This window comes from Candidatus Melainabacteria bacterium, from assembly GCA_003963305.1.
Classification (GTDB): domain Bacteria; phylum Cyanobacteriota; class Vampirovibrionia; order Obscuribacterales; family Obscuribacteraceae; genus PALSA-1081.
On record RXJR01000009.1, the window covers coordinates 307,326 to 333,080 of the forward strand.

Below are 25,755 nucleotides of genomic sequence, written 5' to 3' on the forward strand. Positions count from 1 at the left end.
GCGATGGATGTCGAGCAAGGTCGTTATCCTGTTACCCTGTCGCTCGCTCTGGCATACTTTACCAGCATCGGTGAGAGTCGACTTCCTGTTGTGGCTAATGACAACCGGCGGCGCGTAATGTTATGTGCGAGAGCGGCAAAAACACTGGGATTAGCTGTGCCGATCCTGTATCGTTACTGTTCTTGCCAGATCTCGGAGCCAACAGCGAGAAAAATGATTAACACTATGAACGAAACTGAACCGTTGAATCAAGTTGCGATTACCAAAGTTTCAGAGGACAAGAACGTCGTTGAGTATCGTCTGCCCAATGGTCTGAAAGTTTTACTGCTTGAGAATCACACTGCACCTGTGGTGACTGTTCTAGTGCTCTACAAAGTTGGCAGCCGCAACGAAGGTGTGGGATATACAGGATCTACGCACTTTCTGGAGCACATGCTATTCAAAGGCACGAAGAAGCATAACCCCGAGAAGGGCAATGGCATCGATGACTTGCTCACTCAGATTGGAGCTTACTGGAATGCCACTACCTGGTTCGATCGAACCAGTTATTTTGAAGTGGTGCCGGCCGAGTATCTAGAATTGTGTGTCGAGCTGGAAGCTGACCGCATGCGCAATTTGTTGTTGCGCCAAATCGATCACGATTCAGAAATGTCGGTTGTTCGCAATGAACTCGAGCGCGGCGAGAATTATCCCGAGGAAGCGCTGGAGAAAGATTTGTATGCTCTGGCGTTTAGAGAGCATCCCTATCACCATCCGACCATCGGTTGGCGCACCGATGTTGAAGGTGTGCCAATGGATCGACTGCGTGAGTTCTATAACACCTTCTACTGGCCGAACAATGCCACAGTCGTTTTAGTCGGTGACTTTAAGTGCGATGAAGCTTTGTCTGTTGTTGCGAAGCACTATGGAAAAATTCCCGCGGCACCACATCCGATTCCGGAAGTTTATACGACTGAGCCGCCGCAAGAAGGCGAGCGAAGATTTGAAATAAATAGAGCCGGCGATCTGGCTCGTATCTTGATCGGATACCACGTTCCAGAAGCCACGCACAAAGACAATCACGCGCTGGCTGCGTTGCGACACATCCTGGGCAGCACATATGAGCGCTCGAGCTGCCTGTACAAAATTCTTATCGATACCAGTCTGGCTGCAGAGACATTCGCTCGGCACGATGACTTGCGTGATCCCGGACTCTTCATCATTGGTGCAACCGTTACCGAAGATGTTGAAGTGAAGCAGGTAGAAGAAGCCATCTATTCAGAATTAGAGCGCCTCAGTCGTGAACTGGTCACCCAGGAAGAATTAGATCGAGCCAAGAGTTCGAATCGCAAGGGCACCATACTTGCAAAAGCAGACCCGAGCAGTCTTGCTTTCATGCTCGGTGAAGCTGAGTCAAAGGCTGATTGGCACTGGCTTATGGAGTACGACGATAAGTTCGATCAGGTCACCCCTGAAGACGTTCGTCGCGTTGTAGCAACTTACTTCAATAAGTCGAATCGCACAGTCGGCACCTTTATTCCCAAAGAAATCGAGATGAGTCCCGAGCAGATGCAAGCAGCCATGGAGGCTGCTGAGGCTCAAGCTGAAATTGAAAGCGTTTTGGACGCAAAGCACGATCTCGCAGAATTGATGGCTAATAAACCTGCAGTAGCCAAAGCAAAAGTGAAGAAGCCTAAAATTCATACTTCCTCTTTTGCATCGCGATTGGTGAAAAAGGTTCTGCCAAATGGATTGACTGTATTGTTGATGCAGAACCCGGGAACTGAATCAGTCGGTGTCTGCGGCATTTTGAAAGCTGGCAAATATTTTACGACTGAGGGTTACAAAAATAGCAATCTGGCTGAGTTGGTAGCAGATCTGTTGCCGAAAGGTTCAGTCAGATACAGCAAGATGCAGATCGCACAAGCTCTGGAAAGTATGGGTATCGCCGGCGGTCTGGAGTTCTCTGTCGACAATTATAGACTCGGATTTGGCACCCATGTCGTATCCGACGATTTACCCATGTATCTCGATTTACTGGCCGATCTGATTCGCAATCCGGAACTATCTTCTGAAGAGCTGGCTAAGACCAAGATAGAATGGCGCTCTCGCTTCACTGAAGCACTCAATAACACGCGCAGCATGGCATGGAATAAGATGCGCCGCACTATATTCGATGCCAACCATCCGTTCTACGAGAAGACCTTTGAAGAGCAGATGATTGACCTCGAGGAAGTTTCTCTGGAGACAGTCCGAGAAGCGCACAAGAAGCTGTTCACCCCGAAGGGAATGATTATTACAGTTGTTGGTGACACCGATCTCGACGAGGCCTTCCAGCACATTTCTGATAAATTCGGCGATTGGCACGGAGATGAACCGCCATCTGTCGATGTTCCACAGGCATCCCTGCCTGCGAAGCGGACCAGAATCGATGTTCCGATTCCCGAGAAAAAGAGCACCGATATCGTCATTGCTCATCCGACCGATTTGATGCGCACCGGTAAAGACTTTTACGCCGCCAAGCTGGCTAATGCTGCTCTGGGTCAGGACACCATCACCTCTCGTCTGGGTAATGTAGTGCGTGACCGGGCCGGTTTAACCTACGGCATCTATTCAGCATTTTCTGACACTGCATTTGGTAGTGCACCATGGTCGGTGAGCCTGTCGGTCAATCCAAAGAATGTTGAGAAGTCACTAGATTTGGTGTCGCAAGTATTATCGGACTATATTGAAAATGGAATTTCTACAGAAGAGTTGTCTAAAGAGACTGGTCGGGCTGTAGGTGCTTTCACTGTCGGTCTGGCTTCCTCTCTGGGCATTGCCCGGGCGCTGACTGAATTCGAGTTTTTGAATCTGGGACCTGAAGAATTGGATAACATGTCCAAGAATTATGCCGCAGTGACGAAACCGCAGGTAGATGCCGCGATGAAGAAATACTTCCATCCAGAAAAAGCCGTCACCGTTGTCAGTGGCACATTCGATAAATAGCCAAGCTGAAGCTTTCCGTCGGATGCAGCCGAGTTTTTAGAAGCCGCACTAACACTGATGGTTCCGGTTGTTATTTTGATTGGCATTGATTAAAAAGTGCCGTCGAAAAATATGGTATGTGCAAGTGATACTTAATCCGGTACTATGGTGATACGCACTAGAAAGCGAGTCGCTATGTCCGCAGTACCGAAGCCCTCTTTATCAGACCCTTTGAGTCTGGATGGATTAGAGCCGCTGTTGGATCAAATATTCGCTCCAGCAGTTCAAAATGAATTTGCACCGGGCATCAGCACTTTTGAACGCACTAACGATCTGCAATCTAATCGTCTACAAGCGACGTCCCATGCCACTTCTCATTCCACGTTGTTTGAGACTGAGAGTGTTTCAGACCTAAATGTTACGTCTACATCCAGGCAGTCTCACGTAGACTTTTATGTGGCTGAAGTTGGTTCTGCAGACTCGGCTCGCAATGAGCTTTTGAGTAAGCAACTCACTGAGTTGAAAGAAGAACTGAAGGAATTTCAGTTTCAATATCGTCAGCTGCAATTGGAGCTGGCTACGAAAGAAGATCAGTTGCAGTATTTGCCGGAACTATTCAGCAAGGTTCTTTCTCTGACTGCTGTCGAAGCTGAAAACGCTGAGTTGAGGAAGGAAAACGCCGCACTTTTGCAAACGATAGAGCACCTCACCCCAAAGCCAAACAAGCCATCGATGGGACGTCGAATTATTAACCGTTTTTTCGGCGCCTGATTGGCATTCGGGCACGTGGCGTTGTCAATGAGAGCAATCCAATAAAGGTAATTGGATGTCATAGTACAATTCTCAGCCGCACTACTCGAGTGGGCTGTATATGCGCTCAGCGCTGCTTTCTAGCATAATCTCCATATGTTTTTTGTTCTGTCAGGCCGTGCTGGCAAAGTCCCAGCTAGACGCAGCTACTTTGAAGCAGTTGACTATGCTCGAACAGAAATTCTTCGGACACACGTACGATAACGAAACCGACGAAGAACGCACCGAGCGTATAGAGAAATTGATTCTGGGCAGTGCAGGCGAGGGCGCAGCTCCGGTGCGTATCAAGAAACTTGCTTCAGTTACCTATCTCGACACAAGACCAGATCCTCTCGAGACGTCGACACCCCAACCGAAGGCTGCGACAACCACTCCAGTGCCTGCTCCAGTTGTTGCTCCGGTTCCCGTTCCTGTCTCGGCTCCGGTTGCATCCAGTCCAACCCCTAAAGCGCCTTCTGTGTCGCCATCAGCACTGTCTACTAAATCCGGGCAGTCTGCAGCACTGAATGATGACTATGACGCGCCTGTCAGTAAACCCGGCGCGGATGATTATCCTCACGTCACTGCGCTTGAAAAAGACATTCTCGGTGCAACTTACGTCGGTCAACCGTTATCTGCGCGTATCGTTCGAATGGAGACTAAAGCCTTTGGTGCAGCCTCAAAGAGCGATGATCTTGGAGAGCGCACCGATAATTTAGAGAGCTATGCTGAGCAGAAACTGCACAAGAAGCCATTCTTAGCTGATGAAACAGCAGATGCTACTATTGAAGACACGCCTTATCCTGAACAGTCGCAGTCCGGCGGTGGTTCAACTCACCTGCAGAGTGACTACCCGCACGTCACTGCGCTGGAAAATTCAATATTAGGACAGGCTTCACCATCGCTGCCATTGGAAAAGCGAATCAGCGCAATGGAGATCAAAGCGTTCGGAGCGGTTTCCAAATCTGACGACTTAAGTGGGCGAACAGATGCGCTGGAAAAATATGCAGAGAAAACACTGCACAAGAAGCCCTATGGTGCTGATCTGAACTATGAAACAGCAGATGGCAGCGGCGCCGGGGCAGGAAAACCTCCTGAAAGCAAAGGAATGAAGTTGCTCAACATGGTTGGGAATTCTCTTCTGGGAATGGGCACAGGTGGTATGGGTCCTGGTGGCATGGCTGTTCCGGGGATGGGGATGATGGGTCCGGGTAGCACCGGCTTCAGTGGCATCAGAGTGCGCAGACGACAGGCACCTGCCGATGAACCTTCGGCTGCAGATGAGCCAACCGGACCAATTGAAGACCCTATGGTGAGAGCAAAAGATCCACCGCCTGCCAGTGCAAGGTTGGCAATAAGAGTAGGTTGGTGCGAAATGCATGTGTTCGGAAGAACATCACCTAACATGCATTTAGCTGAACGTTTGACGCTGCTGAATCGGGAATTGAAGTTCGACCCCGGCAAAGGTCCCATGGAACTCATGGATCATATCGACGATCTGGTCAAATCGGCGCAAGCGTATCGAGCGCCTTCGATTGTTTCAACGCCTCAGAGTGCCGGAAGAACTGGTGCTGCAATTGGTGCTTCTCCTGCTGCTGCGACTCATTAGCATTCAGATCGTCACATAATGCCTACTGACTTAAAAACTGTCGTCACTTTTAAGACAAGCAAATTCAACACGACCGAGCACAAGAGCTACTTCATAAATCCAACGTGCTTCGGTGACGATACCTGTAATTGGCTCATAGCGAAGCTTTCCGCTGATGGCATAACCTGTGCTAAAGAGCCTGGTCAGGAGGACTTCGGTTGGTACTTCACTTTTCAGGTGAATGGAAAGGAATACTGTTTCGTATGTGGATTCCGCGAGGGCGAAGACAATAATCCAGGTGAATGGGCGGGCTGGATTGAGCGGTCGACTGGATTTTTTGAGGCGCTAATTGGTGGACGTAATAAAAACATCGATCCGCTCGCGATTTCTGCAATCGATCAGGCTTTGCGTAGTGAGCTCGCAATATCCGATGTTAAGTGGTATTCAAAGCATGATTTCGATCGGGGTTTAGAGAGCTAGATGGCTTTTGGAGAGTGATTATCTGAAATGCGTCATTCTCCTACCAAAACCCAGGCCGCCCAGTTTTTAGGATCTGCCCATTGTGGCTGCCGACGGATGTAGCTCTGTGCATTGGCGAGAGCGTCTTGCTTATTCATACCTTTCTCCCAGAGGTTTGAATAGAAGTGTCTCATTAGCTCCTGGGTCGCCTCGTCAGGCACGCTCCACAGTGACATCAGAACTGCTTTGGCTCCGGCTCCTATTATGGCCGAGCGCAATCCAATCACGCCCTGTCCACTTAACGTTCTTCCCAGTCCGGTTTCGCAAGCAGATAGAGTTAGAATTTCGCAGCGGCTCAGGTCAAGCCCGATAATCTCATCAGCAGTGAGAATATTTGGTGCCAGGTCGCATCTTGCGTTTTTCTTGTTGTCTTTTGGAAAAGCAAGATAGATTCCGCAGTCGCTAAGGGGGTTGCGCGCAGTTGCCAGTTTGATGCCTCCGCCATCGCCGGTGGTGAGTCTGACCGATCTGTTTGTCTCGGTATTTTCCGATTCTGCATTGTTGTTTCCAGCGAACCCATGCGTGGCTATATGTGCGCAGGCTACTTTAGTCAATTTAGACGTGACAATTTCTCTGGTTGCGTCATATTCGCTGAGGTAATCGACGTCTTTGTGGAGCGCATCTGCCAGTTTCTTTAAGGACTCGATTTCTTTTAGTGCGCCGTCCAGATTGTTCAGTCCAGCTTTTCGAAAGTCGCTCAGACCGGCAAGCAAAATTTTGCTTGAATTCTTTTGTTGAGGGTAAGTGATGTGATTCTTTTCTCTGACGGCAGCCATGGTGTCGTTTTTTTGCATGCGAAGGAATGCGAACTCTCTTGGACTGTCGACCTGGGAAATGGATTGGTACATACTGTTGCGTAGAGTCGCTACTGCGGACCAGGGCACTTTGCTGAACTCGCCTTCTGGGGAGAGCCAGAGATGTTTTACGCTGGTGCCCAAATATTCTTGCAATTTTGCGTTACTCAGCACTAGTTCCGAGAGTTTTGCGGTGAGGTCATCAAACTCTTTGGGTTCCATTTTTGTTGTGGTTATTTCATTGTCCTGATGGATATCTCTTTCTAATTCTGCTTTTGCGCCGGTCGCACCGAATCGCCACTTTCGTATAATTTGGTCAATATCGTCGCGTTTCCCCAGATCGAAAAACTGCGCATCGCCGCCAAGTCCGTTTTTCATGGCGACTACTGCATAGTGCTCCGAACTCTCGTTGAGCGGTCTGTAGGGCAGAATATCGATAAAAGCTTCGTCTGGTTTCAGCAAAGCTCTGAAGGAGTCCACATCTGTATCAGAAAGAGGGTCTTTCAATATTACGCCTGAAGCGGCCGTGATCTCACGCTCCAGCCGTTCTCTTTCTGCCGTTTCTCTTCGATACTGTTCGCTTAGATCGGTACCGTGGGCAGTATTGGCACCACTTTCGGTGTCGGCGTGTCTGTTTGCAAGAGACGAGAGGAGGAGAATTTTATTTTCGAGTTGCTCTTGCTTCTGTTTGAGTTCAGGATTGCTTTGAATAGCAGCTTTAATAGCTCCCCTGGTTCGCAGCGATTCGAGCAGTAGACCTTTCCAGCGCATCATCGTGCTGTAGGCCGGTCCAATTGATTCTCTGGTCTGGCATGTCGTCAGAATGGCATCGCGTTGTTGTTTTGCGACAGCAAGGAAAGCGCACTGCTGCCCGATGGATAAACCTGGAAATGCGGACTTCAGGTATTTGTCGATGCGCTCGGAACCTGCAAGAGTGTAATATTTCGCCCTTCCTGGATCGCCATCTTTGTTTTTGGCGGAGATTTCGACAAGCGCGAGGCCATCGTAGTCTCTTGCTGTTGCAAGCAAACCTTCTGGACTTGGGTTGTTTTGATCCCATTGCAGGGCCCACGTGAGAGTACGTTGAGCCTGCGGCAAGTCGCCCATTTGTGCAAGAACCAGTCCTCTGATGCAAGCCGCCTGTGTGAAGATAGCCTGATCTATTTCGTTGGTACCATTGTTCATGCCAGCTACTTCTTGCAGAATCTTTCGTGCATCTTCGAATGAACCATCCTGGAATTTGATGGTGCCCTTAGCGATTAAAAGGAAAACTCGTCCCTGATTGCTCAGGTCGCGCAGGTTCAGGGCTTGATCTGCATATGCGGCTGCATCATTGAGTTTGCCCATCGACAAAGCCGACTGGATGATAATTTTGTACGATTCCAGAATAGCCTCGCTTTTGTCTGCGGTTGATCCGAGTGAAGCGACCGCTTCGTTTCCAGATTGGAGGCTTGATTTTGCACTTGTGAATGCGCCAGTGTAGTCAGCTTCCGCCAATTTTACTCTCGCGTCAAAAACTGCACAGTCATATTTTGCGATACTTGTTCTGGCAAAACCCGAAGCCTTGGCTGCCAGATCTTGAGCTTTCGAATAGTCTCCTAAATTTATCCAGGACTCGGCGAGGCTGAGTATCCTTTTGTAGAGGTCAGTTTCAGCGGCGCTTGACTGGGCGAGAAAGCACTTCTCTGACAGGTGAAGACATTCTTTTGCTTTTGCTACTTCATGGTTAGCTGCCAGAAGATCACCGAGGCACAGCAGAGCATTCGCGGCAAAACTCTCAGCGTTTTTGTCTCCTTTCATTGACTCAATATCTACGGCTGTCGTTCTTTTGCGCTGCCACTTTTGCGCACCAGGCGTGGTGCTTGAATTGAGTGTTCCGGCGAATTTAGTCAAAGAATCATATGCTGAATTAGCTTGTTTCTTTGAATTTCCACCGAGAGATTCACTCAAGATGCCAATCTGTATGAGTACTTCAGCCGTTCTGGGATCGTCCTTGCCGAAGTTCTTTTTTCGCGTTGCGAAGATAGTACCGAGCTTTGACATTACTCTGGCGCGCGGATTGGCGTGCAACTGTTTGAGGCATTCAACTTCATCAGCGAGATTTAGAGTCGCAAGGGGCACCAGTATGTTGAATCGTTCTCGCCCAGCATTTACGAGAAAAGGATCTATCGCCTTTTGTCTGCCATTCCTATGTTCACGGATAGCCAGAGATCTCTCATAGAGGGGCTCAACCTCCTGGTACTGATCCTGACTGGCGTACAGGTCAGCCAGATTATTCAGGGCGGTGGCGACATCAGGGTGGTCTGGACGGAGTGCCTTTTCGCGAATGGTAAGAGATCTTTTTAGCAAGGGTTCTGCTTCGGGATAGCGGCCCTGATTGCTATAGAGCAAGGCCAGGTTATTGAGCGCTGTGGCGACATCTGGGTGAGCAATACCGAGTGTTTTTTCTCGAACAGCCAGGGCCCTTTTGTAAAGCGGCTCTGCCTCTGCATAGCGCCTCTCGCTCGAATAGAGCCATGCCAGGTTGTTAAGACAGTTGGCGACATAGGGGTGGTCTAGCCCGAGGGATTTTTCGCAAATAGAGAGAGCCTTTCTGTATACAGGTTCAGCCTCGTCATAGCGCCCCTCACTGGCATATATGCCAGCCAGGTTGTTGAGGGAGGTGGCGACATGGCGATGGTCTGGTCCGAGAGCCTTTTCTTGTATAGCGAGAGCCTTCTTGTACAGTGGTTCAGCTTCCGGATAGCGCTCCTGAATCGAATAAAGCAAAGCCAGGTTGTTCAATGAGGCAGCGACATCCGCGTGCTCCGGACCAAGATTTTTTTCTCGGAGGGCGAGCGCCCTTTTATAAAGGAACTGGGCTTCGGAATAGCGCCCTTCGCTGGTGTAGAGCGCTGCCAGATTATTCAGTGAAGTTGCGAAACGCGGGTTGTCTGGACCAAGCGCCGTTTCGCTTATAGAAAGAGCTCTTGCATAAAGGGGTTCCGCGTCTATATAGCGCCCTTCGCAGGCGTAGAGCCAAGCCAGGTTGTTCAACGCAGTTGCAACACGGGGGTCGCCGGCACCGAATATCTTTTCGGCAATTGAGAGAGCCCTCTTGTACAGGGGTTCAGCTTTTGTGTATTGAGCTTGCGCTAAATATACGTTGGCTAGCCACATGCAGCAGGTCGCCACATCTGTTTCGGCGGTATCGGAATTCGAAGATTCCAACCGTTTCAGAGCTGCTTCGAAGACTCGACTGGCCTCTGCATAGTTGTTGCTGTTATAGGCTTTTTGTCCTGCAGAGCGTTCAGCATCCCACTGCGAATCCGCGGCGTAACAAACCCGTTGCATGAGTGAGAGGCTCAGCGCAACTAGCATCAAGCAAGATTTTCGCTTCAGAACCGACTTCAAGATCTTCAAGATTTCCACATCTCTTATTGATACTGCCTGAAGTGTAGTGCGTATTTGTGTGTCACCATCTTTGAAAGCGCGGCTGAATCGTACAGTGTTTCTGGTCAGTACTGCAATCGTTTCCGGTCAGTACTGCAATCGTTTCCGGTCTTTCAATAATACTAACGTAATGGCACTCCTACCGCTCTTCGATGCGCTTTAGAAAGGTCTCGCCTTTGCGGCATTAATGCGAAAGCAGCCCCATTTGAGGCTGCTTTGCGGTTTTGACGTTTAGAGGACTCAGCTATTGAAAGCGTGTTTTAGACAGCAATGCCACCATCGACGCCAATTACTTTTCCTGTGATCCATCGCGCTTCGTGAGAAGCAAGCCATGCCACCACATCAGCGATATCTTCCGGGGTGCCGATTCGGCCCAGAGCAGTTTTCTCTGCCATGCCTGCTCTTGCTTCCGCTGGAATGGCAGCCTCGAACATATCTGTCTGGGTGGTGCCGGGAGATACTGTGTTTACGGTAATCTGACGTTTGCCCAGGTCTTGAGCCCAGATGCGCGTAAGAGTATCGACAGCCGCTTTCGATGCTGAGTAGATGCTATAGCCTGGCATGGTCATTGTCGCCGCACCCGATGAAATATTGATGATGCGACCGCCATCGTTAAATTGAGGAAGCGCAGCGATTGTAGTGGCAATCAATCCTTTCACATTAACGTTGAAGATTTTGTCGTACTGCCCCAGTTCCACCCGATCGATTGCTCCGCCGTCGAATACGCCTGCGTTGTTGACGAGTATGTCGATTTTGCCAAACGCTTTGCTCACTTCTTTGACGAGGTTGCCGTTGTCGGCATCGGTGCCGACATTTGCTTTCACTGCAATGGCTCTGGCACCTGTTTCTTCGATTTGTTTGACGAGTTTATCTGCGGCGTCTTTGCTGTTTGCATAAGTGAGCGCCACTGCTGCACCATCTGCTGCGAGACGAAGAGCGATTGCTGCTCCAATGCCGCGAGAGCCGCCTGTAACGATTGCTACTTTGCCTTCCAGGCGCTTGCTTCCTGCCGTTTTTGGTTGTGTTTGAACTAGTGTCATGTGTCCTCCTGGACGTCTCATTTGAATTCGCTGGCACTATATTAGACCGGTCGGTCTAAGTTCGTCAACCACAGCCGTAAACTATCTGGAACGTGCTGAGAGTAGGCGTTTCGGAGCTTTCTTCTGCTCGCCGGATTATTAAAATCCATCGCTGAAATCTTAAGCCTTATTCTCTATTCGTTTTCGAAGCTGTCTTCAACCGGCTCTTCGTCTTCATCTTGCTCAAAATCATATTCATCTTCGTCGTCCGAGAATTTTCCTGATGATTCTTCAAAGGAAATTTCGATATCGTCGCCATTGACATTCACCGGATACGATGTCACGCCTCCCCCGCATGGACCGGCAACACCATTGCCGGTGGCTAAGTCGAATGAAGCGCCGTGCCACGGGCATGTCACATCTGTTGCGCTCAAGTATCCTCCGGCGAGCGGTGCACCTTTGTGTGGACAAAAGTCGTCGAGTGCATAAAAGTTGCCGTCCACATTGAAGAGGGCAATACTTTTCCTGCCGACTTTAACGCAAATGCCTTTGCCCTGTGCTATTTCATCTGTTTTTGCTACCGGAATATACGCCATAAATCTCCAATCAGACCTGTGCTTCCACAGGTTCCTGGTGTTCTGAATAGTCGCTGATCACTTCAAGGGCTTGACGAAAGGTTTCTAAAAGGATTTTGCATTGCGTCCAGTTTTTCTCCAGGCACACCTTTTGCAGCCACTCAGCTACCGCAGCCAGTTCATCTGCGCCTACAGAGTTGGATGCACCTGTGAGTTCGTATGCGACTGAGCGGATCTTGATGGGGTCATGGTCTTGTATAGCCGCGTTCAAGTTTTTTAGCAATCGCTCGGCGCTCGTCATGAACATTTCGATCATTCGTTTTGTGTCGTCGTATTCTGGACAAAGTTCTTTGAGCTTTTCGATATCGAGCGGCGGCTCAGAATCAGGATCCCAATACCGCCTTGGAATGTATTCTTCTTTCGGTGCTGGCTCGGGCTGAACCAGAGGAACTTGCAACCACTTTTGTAGTATTTCGCTTAATACCGTTGGATTGACGGGCTTGCTCAGATAGTCGTCCATGCCTTCAGCCAGGCACTTTTCGCGATCGCCCTCCATTGCATGTGCGGTCATCGCAACAATTGGAACTTTCCGTCCGGTGCGAATTTCAGCTTTGCGTATTTCGCGTGTTGCCTGGAACCCGTCCATGACAGGCATCTGACAATCCATGAAGATAAGGTCGTATTTGTTGTTAACTGCTGCCGCGAGCGCTTCTTCACCATTTGACACCACATCAGCATGGAAGCCGATTTGTTGCAGTTGCAGCACTGCCACACGTTGGTTGACGTGGTTGTCTTCGGCAATCAAAATACGTCTGCTGGATGAGTCGACCCTCTGCGGCGCGCTTGTGCTGTTGCTTTCAATCTTTTGCTCGGGTTCGCGTGCAATTACGGTCGTTTTCAAAATACTTTCGAGCAGCATTGATTGGCGCAGTGGTGCAGTTAAGTAGCCGGAGAAATTGTGGAATGAGTTGGGCGCTGCAGACGGTCCGGTCGAATTGAAGAGGATGATTTTCGTGTCGCCGGCGTATTTCTCATTGACGAATCTATCGGCGAACTCGTCCGCTTTCATGTCAGACAGAGAACTTTCAATCAATACAACATTGTATGGCTGCCCTTTGTCAAAAGCTGATTTCAGCAAGGCATGTGCAACTCCGCTACTTTCAGCGGTATCGCATTTGATGCCCCAGTGTTTGGCATATGCGCTAACTACTTTTGTGGAACTGCCCGGCCCGTCTACTATGAGCATGCGAATTTCAGCAATGTTTTCTGGAATTTCCAGTTTCGCCTGCTCATTTGCTTTCTCTAGAGGAAAGGTAAACCAGATTGATGTGCCTTTACCTTCCTGGCTTTCCAAACCAATTGTGCCGCCCATCAGCTCGACCAGTTTGTTGCATATTGAAAGCCCCAGACCGGTGCCACCATATTTGCGGCTGACAGAATTATCCGCTTGTGTGAAGGGGCTGAATATTTGCTTTTGGACCTCTGGCGACATACCGATGCCTGAATCACGGACGAGAATCTTGACGAAATCATGTCCGTCGTTTGATTCAGCCATAGCGTGTATGAACACCTCACCACTATCTGTGAATTTGATGGCGTTGCTGATTAGATTCAGGATGATCTGCCGCAGTCTAGTCGGATCGCCGCGTAAGGAGCGCTCCAACTGCGGCTGGATGAATGTCATCAGCGATAGTTTTTTCTGATGCGCTTTTTCCGCATGTAATTCTGCGGCGCCTTCGACGAGTTGCACGAGGTCTAGATCACATAATTCGAGCTGAACTTTTCCCGCTTCGACTTTTGAAAAATCCAGAATATCGTTGACTATAGCGAGTAAAGCCGCGGCTGAGTCGCGAATCATGTTTGCATATTCTTGCTGCTCGCGTGTCAGATGTGTGCGCAACATCAGATCGCTGACTCCGATCAGGGCATTCATGGGAGTGCGAATCTCATGGCTCATGTTAGCGAGAAACTGAGATTTGAACTTCGAAGCTTCTACTGCCTGGTCGCGCGCCTTCACCAGCCTCTGACTGGATGCCTTCAGTTCAGCCGTCAGCACATGTAACTGGGTGAACTGATTCTCGACTCGCTTGTGAATAGCGATTGTGCGCTCTTGCTCGGCTACGCGCGCTTCTAGCTCCGAGATGAGTTGCTTGAGTTTGTTATTCTCATTTATCAGCCCTTGCGTGTCTGTTTCCGGACAAACCTCGTCGCTTTCGACGATAGTTGCGTCGTTATCGTTTTTTTCAGGCTCAGGTTCCGATTTTGGGTCTTCGTGGTCCATAAACATCTGCCAGGGGTAAACGAACGTCCGCCGGACCAACGCAGTCGGTCATGAGCTGGTATTTTTCAAACTAGTAAATATGTACCCTTTGCTCAATAGTTGCCCATTTTGCCCCCCGTGAATAACCTTCGCGAGATTAAGTCTGTGCCGGAAGAGGCTGTCTGGATTGGTTTTCAGCATTCCTCCAGGATTGTGGAACCAAAGGACATCGTTTGACGACATAGCTGATGCCGGCGAACTGCGGTTTCCGTGCCGCTATAAGTGGAGTTTGATTATGAAAAGACTGGCAATCGCGTTGATATTAACCGCAGCCGCTCCAGCCGTTGTTTCCGCCAGTTCCCGTCTGGTGGGCGAAATTACCGGCAGGAATGAGCTTGTGTCTGAGAGCATGCCCTCCGGCAATTTTGATTTGATTAGTGACTCCAAATCGAGCCGACCGCGACCCAGACATCATTACGACAGTTCGGTCGAGCAACCGCTCGACAGCAAACTGACGGCAGGGTGGCTCTAATCTCAGTCATATTGGCTGCGCTGGTGCAGCCGCGCTCTGTTGTGGGTAGGATTCGTAGAGCCTGAGCAAAGTTGCTTTGTCTCTCTTGGATAGGACTGGCCAGACCGTGGGCGAGACCGAGTAAAACATGATGTCGTGATTGTTGCTCGAATGCCCTCTCAGACCGAGAGCGTGCCCCAGCTCATGGAGGCAGGTCTTCTTCATATCGTCTTCGCCGAGCGGTTTTTCGGTTTCCCGGTCGATAGTGCAGATTCTCAACCGCGCTGTTGCAATGAACTCGTCGCCCGTGCGTGTGCGCTTGTTCGTAAATGCTTGCATAAAGCAAACGCCTTGCTCTACGTCTGTGCCGGTCTGTCTGACCTCGTAAGGGTTAGCCGTCCAATCGCAGGTGATGTCCGCACCATCGGGCGTTGGAACCAGCAAAAATGTCAATCTGTTCTGGGACGCAGTGGACCAGGAACTGAGAGCCTCGAGAAAACCGCTTCGATATCCCTCTTTGAAGTTTGGAACCGTGGAGCCGCTCCCAACAAAGACCTTTAGTGGTAAACGGTTGAGCGGCCAGCGATAGTATTTGCCGTTTTCGGTTATGGATTCCATGTAGTCGGCAGTGTGGGGATCTGCGCTGAGCTGCGAACCTTTTTCTTGCAGTTTGGCGATCATGTGTTCGATCGTGGGCCGGTCAGCTGCATTCGGTTCGGCAACCAGATACTTTTGGAACCACGCGACGGCGTCATCGGTGCGCCCTAAGGTTTGATAACAACCCGCCATGTTGAATATTGCGGGGGAAAAATCTGGTTTTAACCGCAAACAAGTTTCGTATTCACGAATGGCTCGCTGTGTGTCGCCGAGTTCGTCGCAGGCCCCAGCCAGCTTGAAGTGCATAGTGTGAGAGGTTGGATTGATCTGGCAGGCTTGTTCCAGAAGTTTTTTAGCGTCATAAAAGCGTTTCGCTTTGGATGCCTGGGCTGCCTGCGCTTTCAGCATTTGCGATTTAGCTTCGGCTAAATTTGTTGCGTTGGGATATTCGCGTAAGTATCGATTAAACCAGGGCATTGCGTTGTCGTATTCACCGGCGTTGACATATGCGTAAGCGGCATTGAGGACGGCTGCTGGAAAGCGCGGCTGAAGACGTAAGGCGTCTGTGTATGCATTGATCGCTGCGGGATAGTTTTTGGCATCCGAATAGCCGTTGCCAATCTGGAACTGAATTTCTGCAGATTCTGGAAATCGACTTCTTGCTTGCTGCAAGTAGGTGACAGCGTCCATTGGTCGACCGGCTTTGAGCATCTGGACCGAATTGCCGAGAATCTGGCTGAGCTCCTGTCGAGCGGCTTGCCCTGCGGCAGATGATGAGCCTGACAGGCTTAGTCCAGGGCCGCCCGGCATGGCTTGTGCGCTGGCAGATCGTATGTCGGGCTGGCTTCGACCCGGCAAACTCGGCACACCTTGCCGTTGTTGCCTACTACTTGGAAATTGCTGTTGTGCTCCGACCAGCAGTCCCGACGAAAGGACCACGGATAGAGATAAAGCAACAGAAATGAAAATTGCAGAGCGCATACAGGTCACACTGGTACTCTCAAAATTTACCCTTTTCATTTGATGCCTTAAACGCCCTGCGACGGTTCCGATTAAGGAGTGAGGGATGCACAACCTCTGATGAGGTGGTAAAAACTATGTAGAGGTTTTGATGTTCGACTTTCGACTGACAACAGTTTTGCTTTCCATTGCCATTGTCGGCGGTGCACAGTTGGTCTGGGCCGATGGAGATTGGGCGCAAATCAGTTCTGATGCTCAACAGGCATACGATAGCGGCAATTTTGATGAAGCGGAAACTAAGTGGACGGAAGCTCTCAAGCAGGCAGAATCAAGTAAGGCGGTCGAGCCAGGCATGGTAACTTGTCTTTGCAAGCTTGCTCTGGTCAACGATAAAAAGCACAACTCTTTCGAAGCAGAACGCCTGTACGAATTAGCTATGAGAACAATGGAAGGATTAGCTGGACCGAACAGCACACGCTTTGCAGATTGGATGCCGGACCTCGCCTGGATGTATCTTGGTCATGGTCGACCTGATAAATCGGAAGTACTTTTCAAACGTGCGCTGAAAATCAAGGAGTCTGCTTATGGTGCTGATGACGAACGCGTCGCGCAAGCGCTCGACGATTATGCGCGCTTTCTGCGTAAGGAAAACCGGGGCACTGAGGCATCTGCTCTGGAGCAACGTGCAAGAAATATTCGTAGCAAAGCAAATCCGTAATGCTAGTTGCTTGATTCGGCCAGTATTGTGTCTAACGCAGGTAAAAGTTTTGAGTGCGCCCAAAAATTGTTTGGTTTGGAGAATTTGCTGATTGCCTCGCAAAGAACGAGTCTTATCTCTTCTGCTACTCTTTCGTGTTGCGCATTTGCTTTGACTATATTTTTGATCTCGTCATAAAAGACCAACCTGCCCCGATTGACGTGCGGCATTCGAAGATCGATTGCTGTTAGATTTACTAAAGCTTCGACGTAGCTTGGGATGGTGCTGGCACCGCAGTTGATGCCACTCAAATCGCTCAGATTCATGAGCTGAACTCGCTCTATAATGTCGAGCGCATCTCTGACAGCGTTAACGCGAGCATACTGTGACGCGAGTGCTGATAAAAGTGGAAGCAAACTGGGCGAGTTGTGACCATCGACTGATTCTCTTAGTCCAATTAAAATTCGCCAGAAGACGATCAGCTGCTGACTTTCCAGTCCGGATTTTTTGAGCTCTTCGAAGATGTGCGAATAGTACTTGTAAGATTTTGGTGTGCTGCTTCCAAGCTGCTGCTCTGTGATGATTAATAGTGGCTGTATGTAGTGATTATAGATTTTTACAAGTGGAGAATTGAAGGCACCGTTCCAGAGAACATCCAGTACACCCGGCACATACTGTTTGTTGATGCGTGCCTGAAGCAATTCAGCAATGTATGGCAATATGTCGATAAAGAACGGCGAACCGATCGAATTTCGGCAGAGCTCGACAAGTGTATTCATGCTTGCTATGCACTGCAGATCAAGCTTTTCGTCTCCGTTGGCAAGCGCACTAAGCAATCGATGATGCAATGTCGTCTGACTGTGAGTAATAGCAAATGCGTCCGATTCGTCAGCTTGTAGGGCAAGTAATTTCAAAACGTCCTCTAGCTTTGCTGCCCAAAGAGCGTATTGTTTCGATGTTAGTCCTTGAATTGCCATCTCCATGATTTCTTCATTCGTTGATTTTTCGAATCTCCGAGCTCGAATACTTGCGCAAACTGCCTCAAAGAAAAATTCGCAGGCTTCTTCTTTGAGGTCTCGAACAAACAGTTTGTAACCGAGCGCGGATAGAAGTTCCATCATGAGGCCGTCTGAGCTGGATGTACCTGTTCTAGAAGAGGCTGGCAAACTATTAAGTACTTGTTGGCAAACAATTTTGGCTTGCCAAATCTTTCCTTCATCCAGTAAGGTCACAGCTAAATCACTTAGAATCCTTACACCGTCCACTGGACTGTGCTCAAACTGTGCTGCCTTGAATATAGCTTCTAGGTCTGCCATTGATTCTAAGTCAGGTTCAGAGTCCGAGTCCGATTCCGATTCCGGTTCCGGTTCAGATTCAGATTCAGATTCAGATTCAGAATTGCAAGCCTCGGTGGGCATTCGCTTATTGCTCTTCTTGCTTTTGAATGCCTCAATTGCTTCGGAAAGTTTTGCAAGTTTTTGACTATTCAAGTGATCGTTGATCACGTCGAGGTCAGAAGATTTCTTTATTAATGAGAGGGCGTCTGTTACGGCTAACTTGTTCTCTTTAATCTGTGCAGTAAAAGCCACTGCAGACTTTGTCAGACATTTTTGCAATAATTCTCGCTTGAAGGATTCTTCTGTTTCATCTTGCAACTCCACCATGATGCTACACAACACGCGAATAGCGCTTAAAATGTCTGTGGCCGTGAACGATGACAGGTACTGGTCAAGGCATTTGAGAGTCGTTTCGCATTCTTCAGTTTGTCCAATTAGGGCGTAACTGCGCACAAGAGCCAGATAGATGCCGGTCGCCGCACTCAATCGCCCGGAACGCAAATCAGACGTTCCGCGACGCCATGAGTGCATCGGTTCCCAACTGCGGGCCTGCACAAACGCCCGCTCCAACTCGGTTTTCGGTTGAAGTTCTTGTTCAATCACGCAATCGTGACCTGGTTTGTATGATGTTCCCATCGCCACTCTAATCGTACAACCGACGGCAGATATTGGCAACGGCTCCAACGGCTGTAGCTGGTCTGTCCAGCTGTACCCTGAGGTTGTCTTTTCAGGCACCGCATATGGTGCGATAAAGTTGCTTCGGCGAAGTTTACCTCTCTCCACGCGCACCGAATACGGTGTAATTGACAAGTGATGTCAGTATATTTTGTAGTGATGCATCTCGTGCGCAGAATTGCTATGCTTACGCAATTCGTTCGGAACACGGGTTATGGTTACAAACAAACGAACTCCTAAAATTCTCATTGGCGATTTGCTGGTCAAATCGGGGCTTATCGAACTGGCAGATCTCGCTGATGCCATTCCGATTTCTACTAAAACTGGGCTGCCAGTCGGGCGAGTTCTTGTAGGGTCTGGCTTTTTGACTGACGAAAAGCTTCAGTCGGCGCTTCGTGCTCAGTCGCTGATTCGAGATAACTTCCTTACCGTTGATATGGCAATCAAGGCGTTGCAAGCGCTTGCGACAACTGGTGCCTCGCTGGACGATGCTCTATCCAATTTAGGATGGCGTTCAGAATACTATGAACTTACAAACAGGCTGGGGCAGCTGCTGAAAGATTCTGGTTTGGTCAATGGCGATACCATCGACGAAGCTTTACAGACTTGCTTTTCAACTGGGCTGCCTCTGGGTCGCATTTTGGTTTTGAAGGGAATCATCTCCGATTCAGTGGCAAACGCCGCTGTCTCTTCGCAGATCCTCGTGCGGGATAAGAAAATCAACCGCGACCAGGCCGTCGCCGCGCTTAAATCTGCAGCAGAACGTCATACCAGCATTGAAGAATCTCTAGATTTCCACGGATTCTTACAACAGAAGACTGCCAAGACAGTTCGACTGGGCGAACTCTTGATGATGGCGGAGATGGTCTCCGACATCGATTTGCTCTCCTCGGTCGAAAAGGGTCTGGTTGATGACATTCCTATTGGTCAGGTTCTGGTCGATGCTCGATTGATCACCCAGGCTACTCTTGATCAAGCACTGCAAATGCAAGCCATGGTCAATACTTTCGAAATCACGCCAAAGCAGGGTGCCGAGGTTGTGAAAATGCTTCGATTGCACGATATTCCGATTGCTAAGGCGCTTGCTGAAGTCAAGAAAAAGGACGAGAAGGAAGCGCCGCCACCGACGCTGGAGTTTGCTGAGCTGATCAGGCTGGTTGGCATAGTTCCTGGCAAGGAAATGACTATAGCGCGCGCACTCAGTCACAGCACCGGCAACCCTTTGCCTCAGGTGCTTCTATCTAAGAATTTGATCGATAAGCCCACACTGGCAGCCGTCGAACGCACCCTGGAGATGCTAGGAGAGCAGAAGATGAGCGCTGAACAGGCAATCTTCGCACTTCACAGCTGGCTATGGACCCGCGGCGATTTCAACGAAATGTTGAAGAGCCTCGGCTGGACGTAAACCCTTCGGTTGCCCTGGTGAGCCTGAAAGGCTTACTGCAAGGTCTTATTGCTGCAATTCAGACAGTGAATAGGTGTTTCCACCGCGTCGGATCGCATCATGCATAGCATTAGTGGCGGCTCTGAAGAGTTCTTCTTCTTTCTGACCGCTGACTGGATAAGCCGCCAGTCCCATGCTGACAGTGACTGTCCAGTTCTGCCCGATATCCGAAATTCTTTCAGTGAAGATCTTCGAACGAATACGTTCTGCAAGGACGGAGGCGCCAGCCAAGTCTGTCTGGGGGCAGATGATGACGAGAGTGTTGCCATCGAAGCGACCGGGGATATCTACGTCACGAATAGTATTCATGAGGAAGTTCGCCGTTCCCTTGAGAACCCCGTTGGATGCCAAATTACCGAACCGGCCGGCAATTTCGTCGAATCCATCGACGCGTAGCATGACCACGGTCGTGCCGTACTTGTAACGGCGCGAGCGCTTCAGCTCATCTTTGATAATTCTCACAATTGACTTGTGATTGTAGAGTTCTGTTACCTGGTCGAGCAGAGTCAGGCGATCCATTTCTACCGGATCCGTCTGAATCAAGGTGTTATGCAGGTTGTCGAGGTAATTACTTTTCTCGAGCTCCCGTGTGCGCCGCACGCTATCTGAGCTCGGCAGCGCATTCAAATGCCCTTCTGTACGAAGCTGATTGAGCTTCTTACGGAAAATTGACTCTCTGCCCATTACGGGTTGGTCTTGATCTCTAGGGCCGGGTGCCATCAGATGTGCCTCGCTGCTTCCATAGTGTTGTCGAATTATACTCTAGCTTTTTCAGAATGCGTAGTCCCGGCTCAGTCCGAGCTTGGACACGTTTTGTTGAATAAAGTAGAAATTTCTGCCGTCGCTTAATTAACCCAATTTGAGGAACTTGTATTATTGGTTCTCGAAACGGTGTGCGGAACGCTTTTGTTCTGCCTATCATCGACTTTCGCGTCCGCGAAGGTACTTACTTTGGAGAAATGAAATGACTCGATTGAAACCAGTTGACCAGGCGACCGCGTCAGGTGCTACGAAAGAAGCGTTAGACAAGATTCAGGCCAAGATGGGCAGAGTGCCTAATATTTTCGCGTTGATGGGAAATTCACCAGCCGCCGTCAACGCTTACCTGGCGATGAGTGAAGCGTTGTCCCACGGTGCTCTTGATGCTCATATGCGCGAGAGAATTGCAATCAGTGCGGCAGAAATTCACCACTGCGAATATTGTCTGTCTGCACATACAGCCATTGCGAAGAGTGTTGGCTTGAGTGACGATGAGCAGGTTAAGGCTCGCCAATCACAGTCTGCTGATGCTAAAGCAGACGTCGGTTTGACCTTCGTTCGTAACATTCTTTTGCGCAAAGCTGATGTTCAGGACTCAGACATTGCAGATTTGCATGCAGCCGGTTACACAGATGGTGAAATTGCTGAATTGATAGCGAATACCGCTCTGAATGTATTCACGAACTACTTCAATTTGATCGCCAAAACAGAAAACGATTTCCCGAAGGTGCCGTTGTTGTTCCCAGCTTAAGCAACTCAGGCAGCGAACTGCTTGAGGGAGAAACATTCTCAATGGCTGATTCGCTAGTGTCTTGAACTAAGTGAATATTGAGAGATGCGGATGGATTATCATCCGCATTTTTTCTGCGTACTTTTTTATCGCGCGATTTTGTTGATTTAGTGCTTGCGCCGTTTATGAGAGGAATGTCGGGTGGCGTGACGTGGTGCTGCAGGAGCCGGGCTTGCCATAGTGATTAAAACCGGTCCGTTTACATCAGAAGTAGGCATCTCCGTAACTTCGGGTTTTCCCGGCTCTTTAATGGTGATTGTTTTGATGCGACCCACGATGTTTACCAATTCGCCCAGTGCGCTGCGCAAATCTTTGATGGATGGAGTGTGATTATTGACCATGATCGTCACTGCAAGGCTCTGTCCGCCTGCAGTCGTGACGACACCGGTAATTGACCTTGCCGTGTCCATCGAGCCCGTCTTGTATCTGTAATTATCACCATTCTTCAGCAATGAGAGATACGGTCCGTTCAGCGTCGGTCCTGCCATATGTTTCAGCACCGTATTAAGTGCATGCGGCGTGATACCGTTTTTACGTGTCAAACCACACCCGTCCAATATGACTGCTTCGTTTGGCGGCACGCCCACTGACGCCAGCCAGGTCGTCAGTCGATACAGTCCTCGTTGTTCAAGAGTCGTGTCGTCTTCTTTGTTTTTGCTTTTTTCCATCTGCTCCGGCGTCAGCATGCCCAGTGTTCTTAAGAGCTGCTGCGCGTAGAGATTGTCGCTTTCATGCAGTGTGATGGTGCAGATTTTGGAGAGCGGATTGGAAACATGCTCGGCAAGCAATGTTGTCGCACCATCACTGGTATTGCTCTTGTCTCGTGACATGAGTGCATTCTTCTCAACATGGATGCCTCGATCGGCAAGCGCTTGCTCTACGATGGCGACGTTATATTCATCTGGGTCTGCAATCATCAGAGGGCTTTTTTGACTGGTCCCATCCCCGCAGTATGTGCGAATTGTTTTGTTGCCAGGATCATAAGTCAACCATGCCGATGCTACGTCAGCTTTCATCAGGCTGCGCGTCAGGGCATTGATCTCATATGTAGAGCTCATGTCGAAAACTTTCATGCCTTTCATGGCTGAAACACCCTGAGCGATGTTGTGATCGATGACGAAGTTGGAGCACACCGGCATGTATATCTGACCGAAATCTTCCACCAGCCAACCGGGCAGATATTGTTCGAAGCCGCCCGGCGTCTTAGCTAGCCGCACGCGGCCGTCAACCGTGTGTATTTTTTTCGTATCAATTTTTGACACCAGTTGTCTGATGTCGTCACGTGACAGACTTGGATCCTGTGAGGGATTGATCACCAGGTCACCGTGCAACCTGCCGTCAGTTGTGGTGCCCGCTGACAATAGCTGCGTTTTGTATGTATAGGCACCGCCAAGTGTTTCAAAGGCGCAAGCGGTAGTGAATACCTTTGCTGTAGATGCAGGTACGAATCGCTTGCGACCGTTATATGAATAAAGAACTTTGCCTGATGGCAATTCCATTACTTCTACGCCGACGTTCGAGTGCTGCAGAGTCTGCGCTTTGAGCCAGCCTCCTAGCACGCCTTCCAGAGTCTGTGGCGCTGCTGTGGTCGCTCGGCAGGGGACTGAGCCGACGATTAACAGAATTAATGAAAATACTATTGAAAGGCGCTTAGTTATGACGGTTTCCAATGATTACTGCACTTTTATTCTTCTCAATAAGTATGTCACGGTCGAGACATTCTGTCCGAATCGTCGGCAAGATTTTATCAAATCGTTTTGATGAGATCGGCACTAGGCTTTGTTCTTAGCTTCTTCTTCTTGAGCTCTTCTGAATTTGTCTATGACTACCGTCGGGGTACGGCGCGGCTTCATCGTTTCACTGTCGACAAAGACTCCCGTGTGAGTTGCTCTGGTGGTTAGCTGGTCGTCAACATAAATTTCGCCATAAAACTTGATGCTTGCTGCGCGAATTTCGGTCAAGTACATGTGCCCAACTGGCTTGTCGAACAATCTGATTGCCCTTTTGTACTCGATGCTGGACGCGGCTATCACAGGAGTGTAGCCCTGGTCGACGAACTCTTCAAAGGAGAAGTGTTCTTCGAAGAGCTGGAGACGGAGGTCTTCAAGCCAGCGAAAATAGACGATGTTTGACACGTGACCAGCAGAGTCGATGTCATATGTTCTCACCTTTATTTTCATCTGAATGCCAAGGTAGCCGGCAGTTTCCATTTGTTATCCCTCGACAAGCTGGAGTGTGGGGCGCTTCTTAGTCTACATGAGGAGGAGCCGGTGCGTTATGATTGTCGGGCATCTTGATGTTGGAGGAGCAATGGCAAGCAGAATTGTTATAGGTGCCGACCATGGCGGGTACGAGCTGAAAGATGTCGTTCGCGATTTTCTCGAACAGCAGAAATATGACGTGATTGATGTCGGTACTTTCAGTGCTGATTCTGTCGATTATCCTGACTACGCTGCGAAGGTCGGTCAGACAATTCTGGATGGCAAGGCGGATCTTGGTATCATGATTTGTGGTAGCGGGGTTGGTGCCTGCGTTGCTATCAATAAAATGCCCGGAATTCGCGCTGGGCTCTGTCATGACACATTTTCGGCTCACCAGGGCCGAGAAGATGATGATGTAAATGTTCTGTGCCTGGGCGCCAGAGTAATTGGTCATCAACTCGCTCTGGAAATTGTCAAAACTTTTCTGAATGCGAAATTCTCGGGACTCGAAAGACATGTTCGACGCTTATCGAAAGTGCATGAACTTGAACTCAAGTATGCCGGACAACTGAAATAAGGCCGTCCGGCCATTCGCTAATTCTTGATGGAAAAATGGTGGCACTATCAGTGCTGGCCGACGCAGTGTTGGCTCGAAGCAAGGAAAAGGCAGTTCGATTTGGTTCGAACTGCCTACGTTCCTTTGCTTCTACCTGGTTACATCGACTTAGAGGTCGGGTTTGCTCTGTTGGCTTGCTCATTCACTTGATGTGTCAGTCCGATTGCTGTCTCCACTAATTCTTCGATGCGAGTTTTAACCAGAGCATCACTGACTGCATTGTCGTCGAATGAAGAACCGTCGGCATAAACGAAGCGGGGAATGATAAGCGATCTGAAATCCAGCATCAAACTGTTCCCGAGAGACATTACAGACATGTAGCTTGATTTACCGCCGGCAGCGCAGAGGAAACCTACTACCTTTTCTGTCCACGCTCGACCTGTCAATTCGATCAGATTTTTGGCTGCCGCGTTCACGTCAAAGTTATAGATTGGCACGCCGAGCAGGATGCATTTTGCATCTCTTATTTTTTGTGCCACCACTTCAACATTTTTGTGACTGTATGCGGAACCACCGTCGCATAAGGGCAGCTCGTATTCTCGCAAATCCAGCCATTCGGCACCGCCGCGCTGGTTGAGAATTTCGAAAGCAGAAAGGGCCATTTTTCGGCTGTTACTTTCCGGATTCAAACTGCAACTGATAACCAGATATTCGGACTTCATTAGTTACTCTCCTTTGATGCTTACGAGGCTTTAGCTGTCACTTCTGGTTCAGTTGATTGCTGCACCTTTTCCAGAGCTTTTTGATATTTGTTGGCATGATACCGTTCGACCAGGGTCAGCGCCTTGAAACGTTTTGCGGCTTGTTCGAAAATTTTTGCATGCTCCGCAGATTCTGCACCTTGTTCAACGAACTCTTCTGCTGCATCTAGTTTTCCTTCTTCCACAGCGGTTCTTTCGAATTCCGGATACATCTGATTCGTTTCGTAAAGCTCGCCCTCGATTGCCAGTTCCAGGATGCGTTCAATAGTCAGGTCTTTGGATGGGTAGAGAAGTTCAAGATGAGAAAAGGCATGTCCGGTTTCTTGATGTGCTGTTTCTTCAAATAGCCTGGCTATCTCTTCATTGCCTAACTTTCTGGCTACTTTTGCAAAATAGAGATATTTTCGGTTTGCCATTGATTCCCCAGCAAACGCTGAATGCAAATTGTCTGCAGTTTTTGAATTGTCCAGTTTTTTCATGATTTCACTCCAGTAAACTCTGTCCAAAGTTAGATTCAATCTAACTGCTGGGCAAAAATTTTTGAC

The 25,755-nt window shown here is 49.3% G+C and carries 20 protein-coding genes; 9 read left to right on the top strand and 11 right to left on the bottom strand.

Annotated elements, in window-relative coordinates:
• Positions 1–3 precede the first annotated feature (3 nt).
• From EKK48_11370 to EKK48_11385, 4 genes are all read left to right on the top strand, one after another.
• Complete coding sequence (locus EKK48_11370) at positions 4–2,967, top strand: insulinase family protein (GenBank protein ID RTL42580.1); 2,964 nt, start codon at positions 4–6, stop codon at positions 2,965–2,967.
• A gap of 174 nt (positions 2,968–3,141) precedes the next feature.
• Positions 3,142–3,717 (top strand): hypothetical protein, encoded by a 576-nt coding sequence (locus tag EKK48_11375; GenBank protein ID RTL42581.1) that lies wholly within the window; start codon positions 3,142–3,144, stop codon positions 3,715–3,717.
• Between the two features lie 205 nt (positions 3,718–3,922).
• Positions 3,923–5,344, top strand: coding sequence for a hypothetical protein (locus EKK48_11380; protein RTL42582.1), 1,422 nt, complete (start codon positions 3,923–3,925; stop codon positions 5,342–5,344).
• Positions 5,345–5,362: 18 nt separating this feature from the next.
• Positions 5,363–5,803 (top strand): hypothetical protein, encoded by a 441-nt coding sequence (locus EKK48_11385; GenBank protein RTL42583.1) that lies wholly within the window; start codon positions 5,363–5,365, stop codon positions 5,801–5,803.
• Positions 5,804–5,835: 32 nt separating this feature from the next.
• Here EKK48_11385 and EKK48_11390 read toward each other — a convergent pair whose 3' ends face one another.
• The 4 genes from EKK48_11390 to EKK48_11405 form a co-directional block, all read right to left on the bottom strand.
• Positions 5,836–10,038: a tetratricopeptide repeat protein gene (locus EKK48_11390; protein ID RTL42584.1), complete on the bottom strand. Its 4,203-nt coding sequence runs from the start codon at positions 10,036–10,038 to the stop codon at positions 5,836–5,838.
• Between the two features lie 290 nt (positions 10,039–10,328).
• Positions 10,329–11,108: a glucose 1-dehydrogenase gene (locus EKK48_11395; protein RTL42585.1), complete on the bottom strand. Its 780-nt coding sequence runs from the start codon at positions 11,106–11,108 to the stop codon at positions 10,329–10,331.
• Between the two features lie 173 nt (positions 11,109–11,281).
• Positions 11,282–11,683 (bottom strand): Rieske (2Fe-2S) protein, encoded by a 402-nt coding sequence (locus EKK48_11400; protein ID RTL42586.1) that lies wholly within the window; start codon positions 11,681–11,683, stop codon positions 11,282–11,284.
• Positions 11,684–11,693: 10 nt separating this feature from the next.
• Positions 11,694–13,982, bottom strand: coding sequence for a sensor histidine kinase (locus tag EKK48_11405; GenBank protein ID RTL42587.1), 2,289 nt, complete (start codon positions 13,980–13,982; stop codon positions 11,694–11,696).
• A 235-nt stretch (positions 13,983–14,217) separates the two neighbouring features.
• Between EKK48_11405 and EKK48_11410 the strand changes: the two genes are divergently transcribed.
• Complete coding sequence (locus tag EKK48_11410) at positions 14,218–14,454, top strand: hypothetical protein (GenBank protein ID RTL42588.1); 237 nt, start codon at positions 14,218–14,220, stop codon at positions 14,452–14,454.
• Between the two features lie 6 nt (positions 14,455–14,460).
• On the opposite strand, the gene EKK48_11415 is transcribed toward EKK48_11410, so the two are convergent.
• Positions 14,461–16,050 carry a tetratricopeptide repeat protein gene (locus EKK48_11415; protein RTL42589.1) on the bottom strand — a complete coding sequence of 530 codons (1,590 nt, stop codon included), beginning with the start codon at positions 16,048–16,050 and terminating at the stop codon, positions 14,461–14,463.
• 91 nt (positions 16,051–16,141) lie between these two features.
• On the opposite strand from EKK48_11415, the gene EKK48_11420 reads away from it, so the two are divergent.
• The gene (locus tag EKK48_11420) at positions 16,142–16,708 is read left to right on the top strand and encodes a tetratricopeptide repeat protein (protein ID RTL42590.1); all 567 of its coding nucleotides are present in this window, start codon (positions 16,142–16,144) and stop codon (positions 16,706–16,708) included.
• Between the two features lie 2 nt (positions 16,709–16,710).
• Here the strand turns inward: EKK48_11420 and EKK48_11425 are convergent, their stop codons facing one another.
• Positions 16,711–18,699, bottom strand: a complete 1,989-nt coding sequence (locus tag EKK48_11425) for a hypothetical protein (GenBank protein ID RTL42591.1) — start codon at positions 18,697–18,699, stop codon at positions 16,711–16,713.
• Positions 18,700–18,913: 214 nt separating this feature from the next.
• Here EKK48_11425 and EKK48_11430 point away from each other — a divergent pair, with 214 nt between their 5' ends.
• Complete coding sequence (locus EKK48_11430) at positions 18,914–20,104, top strand: hypothetical protein (GenBank protein RTL42592.1); 1,191 nt, start codon at positions 18,914–18,916, stop codon at positions 20,102–20,104.
• A gap of 45 nt (positions 20,105–20,149) precedes the next feature.
• Here the strand turns inward: EKK48_11430 and EKK48_11435 are convergent, their stop codons facing one another.
• The gene (locus tag EKK48_11435) at positions 20,150–20,863 is read right to left on the bottom strand and encodes a GGDEF domain-containing protein (protein RTL42593.1); all 714 of its coding nucleotides are present in this window, start codon (positions 20,861–20,863) and stop codon (positions 20,150–20,152) included.
• A 244-nt stretch (positions 20,864–21,107) separates the two neighbouring features.
• Between EKK48_11435 and EKK48_11440 the strand changes: the two genes are divergently transcribed.
• Positions 21,108–21,653, top strand: a complete 546-nt coding sequence (locus EKK48_11440; protein RTL42594.1) for a carboxymuconolactone decarboxylase family protein — start codon at positions 21,108–21,110, stop codon at positions 21,651–21,653.
• Between the two features lie 146 nt (positions 21,654–21,799).
• On the opposite strand, the gene dacB is transcribed toward EKK48_11440, so the two are convergent.
• Entirely contained in the window at positions 21,800–23,362 is a 1,563-nt protein-coding gene (gene dacB / locus EKK48_11445) for a D-alanyl-D-alanine carboxypeptidase/D-alanyl-D-alanine-endopeptidase (protein ID RTL42595.1), read from the bottom strand.
• Positions 23,363–23,464: 102 nt separating this feature from the next.
• The gene (locus EKK48_11450; GenBank protein ID RTL42596.1) at positions 23,465–23,902 is read right to left on the bottom strand and encodes an acyl-CoA thioesterase; all 438 of its coding nucleotides are present in this window, start codon (positions 23,900–23,902) and stop codon (positions 23,465–23,467) included.
• 100 nt (positions 23,903–24,002) lie between these two features.
• On the opposite strand from EKK48_11450, the gene rpiB reads away from it, so the two are divergent.
• Positions 24,003–24,470: a ribose 5-phosphate isomerase B gene (gene rpiB / locus EKK48_11455; protein ID RTL42597.1), complete on the top strand. Its 468-nt coding sequence runs from the start codon at positions 24,003–24,005 to the stop codon at positions 24,468–24,470.
• A gap of 137 nt (positions 24,471–24,607) precedes the next feature.
• Here the strand turns inward: rpiB and EKK48_11460 are convergent, their stop codons facing one another.
• Entirely contained in the window at positions 24,608–25,171 is a 564-nt protein-coding gene (locus tag EKK48_11460) for an NADPH-dependent oxidoreductase (GenBank protein ID RTL42598.1), read from the bottom strand.
• Between the two features lie 20 nt (positions 25,172–25,191).
• Positions 25,192–25,689 (bottom strand): rubrerythrin, encoded by a 498-nt coding sequence (locus EKK48_11465; GenBank protein ID RTL42599.1) that lies wholly within the window; start codon positions 25,687–25,689, stop codon positions 25,192–25,194.
• Positions 25,690–25,755: the final 66 nt, after the last annotated feature.

Coding starts and splice junctions, on each gene's coding strand:
- EKK48_11380 (RTL42582.1), top strand. CDS start 3,923: ATGCTCGAACAGAAATTCTTCGGACACACGTACGATAACGAAACCGAC.
- EKK48_11415 (RTL42589.1), bottom strand. CDS start 16,050: ATGAAAAGGGTAAATTTTGAGAGTACCAGTGTGACCTGTATGCGCTCT.
- EKK48_11410 (RTL42588.1), top strand. CDS start 14,218: ATGAAAAGACTGGCAATCGCGTTGATATTAACCGCAGCCGCTCCAGCC.
- EKK48_11465 (RTL42599.1), bottom strand. CDS start 25,689: ATGAAAAAACTGGACAATTCAAAAACTGCAGACAATTTGCATTCAGCG.
- EKK48_11420 (RTL42590.1), top strand. CDS start 16,142: ATGTTCGACTTTCGACTGACAACAGTTTTGCTTTCCATTGCCATTGTC.
- EKK48_11435 (RTL42593.1), bottom strand. CDS start 20,863: ATGGCACCCGGCCCTAGAGATCAAGACCAACCCGTAATGGGCAGAGAG.
- EKK48_11385 (RTL42583.1), top strand. CDS start 5,363: ATGCCTACTGACTTAAAAACTGTCGTCACTTTTAAGACAAGCAAATTC.
- EKK48_11375 (RTL42581.1), top strand. CDS start 3,142: ATGTCCGCAGTACCGAAGCCCTCTTTATCAGACCCTTTGAGTCTGGAT.
- EKK48_11440 (RTL42594.1), top strand. CDS start 21,108: ATGACTCGATTGAAACCAGTTGACCAGGCGACCGCGTCAGGTGCTACG.
- EKK48_11430 (RTL42592.1), top strand. CDS start 18,914: ATGGTTACAAACAAACGAACTCCTAAAATTCTCATTGGCGATTTGCTG.
- EKK48_11400 (RTL42586.1), bottom strand. CDS start 11,683: ATGGCGTATATTCCGGTAGCAAAAACAGATGAAATAGCACAGGGCAAA.
- EKK48_11460 (RTL42598.1), bottom strand. CDS start 25,171: ATGAAGTCCGAATATCTGGTTATCAGTTGCAGTTTGAATCCGGAAAGT.
- EKK48_11395 (RTL42585.1), bottom strand. CDS start 11,108: ATGACACTAGTTCAAACACAACCAAAAACGGCAGGAAGCAAGCGCCTG.
- rpiB (RTL42597.1), top strand. CDS start 24,003: ATGGCAAGCAGAATTGTTATAGGTGCCGACCATGGCGGGTACGAGCTG.
- EKK48_11370 (RTL42580.1), top strand. CDS start 4: ATGGATGTCGAGCAAGGTCGTTATCCTGTTACCCTGTCGCTCGCTCTG.
- EKK48_11450 (RTL42596.1), bottom strand. CDS start 23,902: ATGGAAACTGCCGGCTACCTTGGCATTCAGATGAAAATAAAGGTGAGA.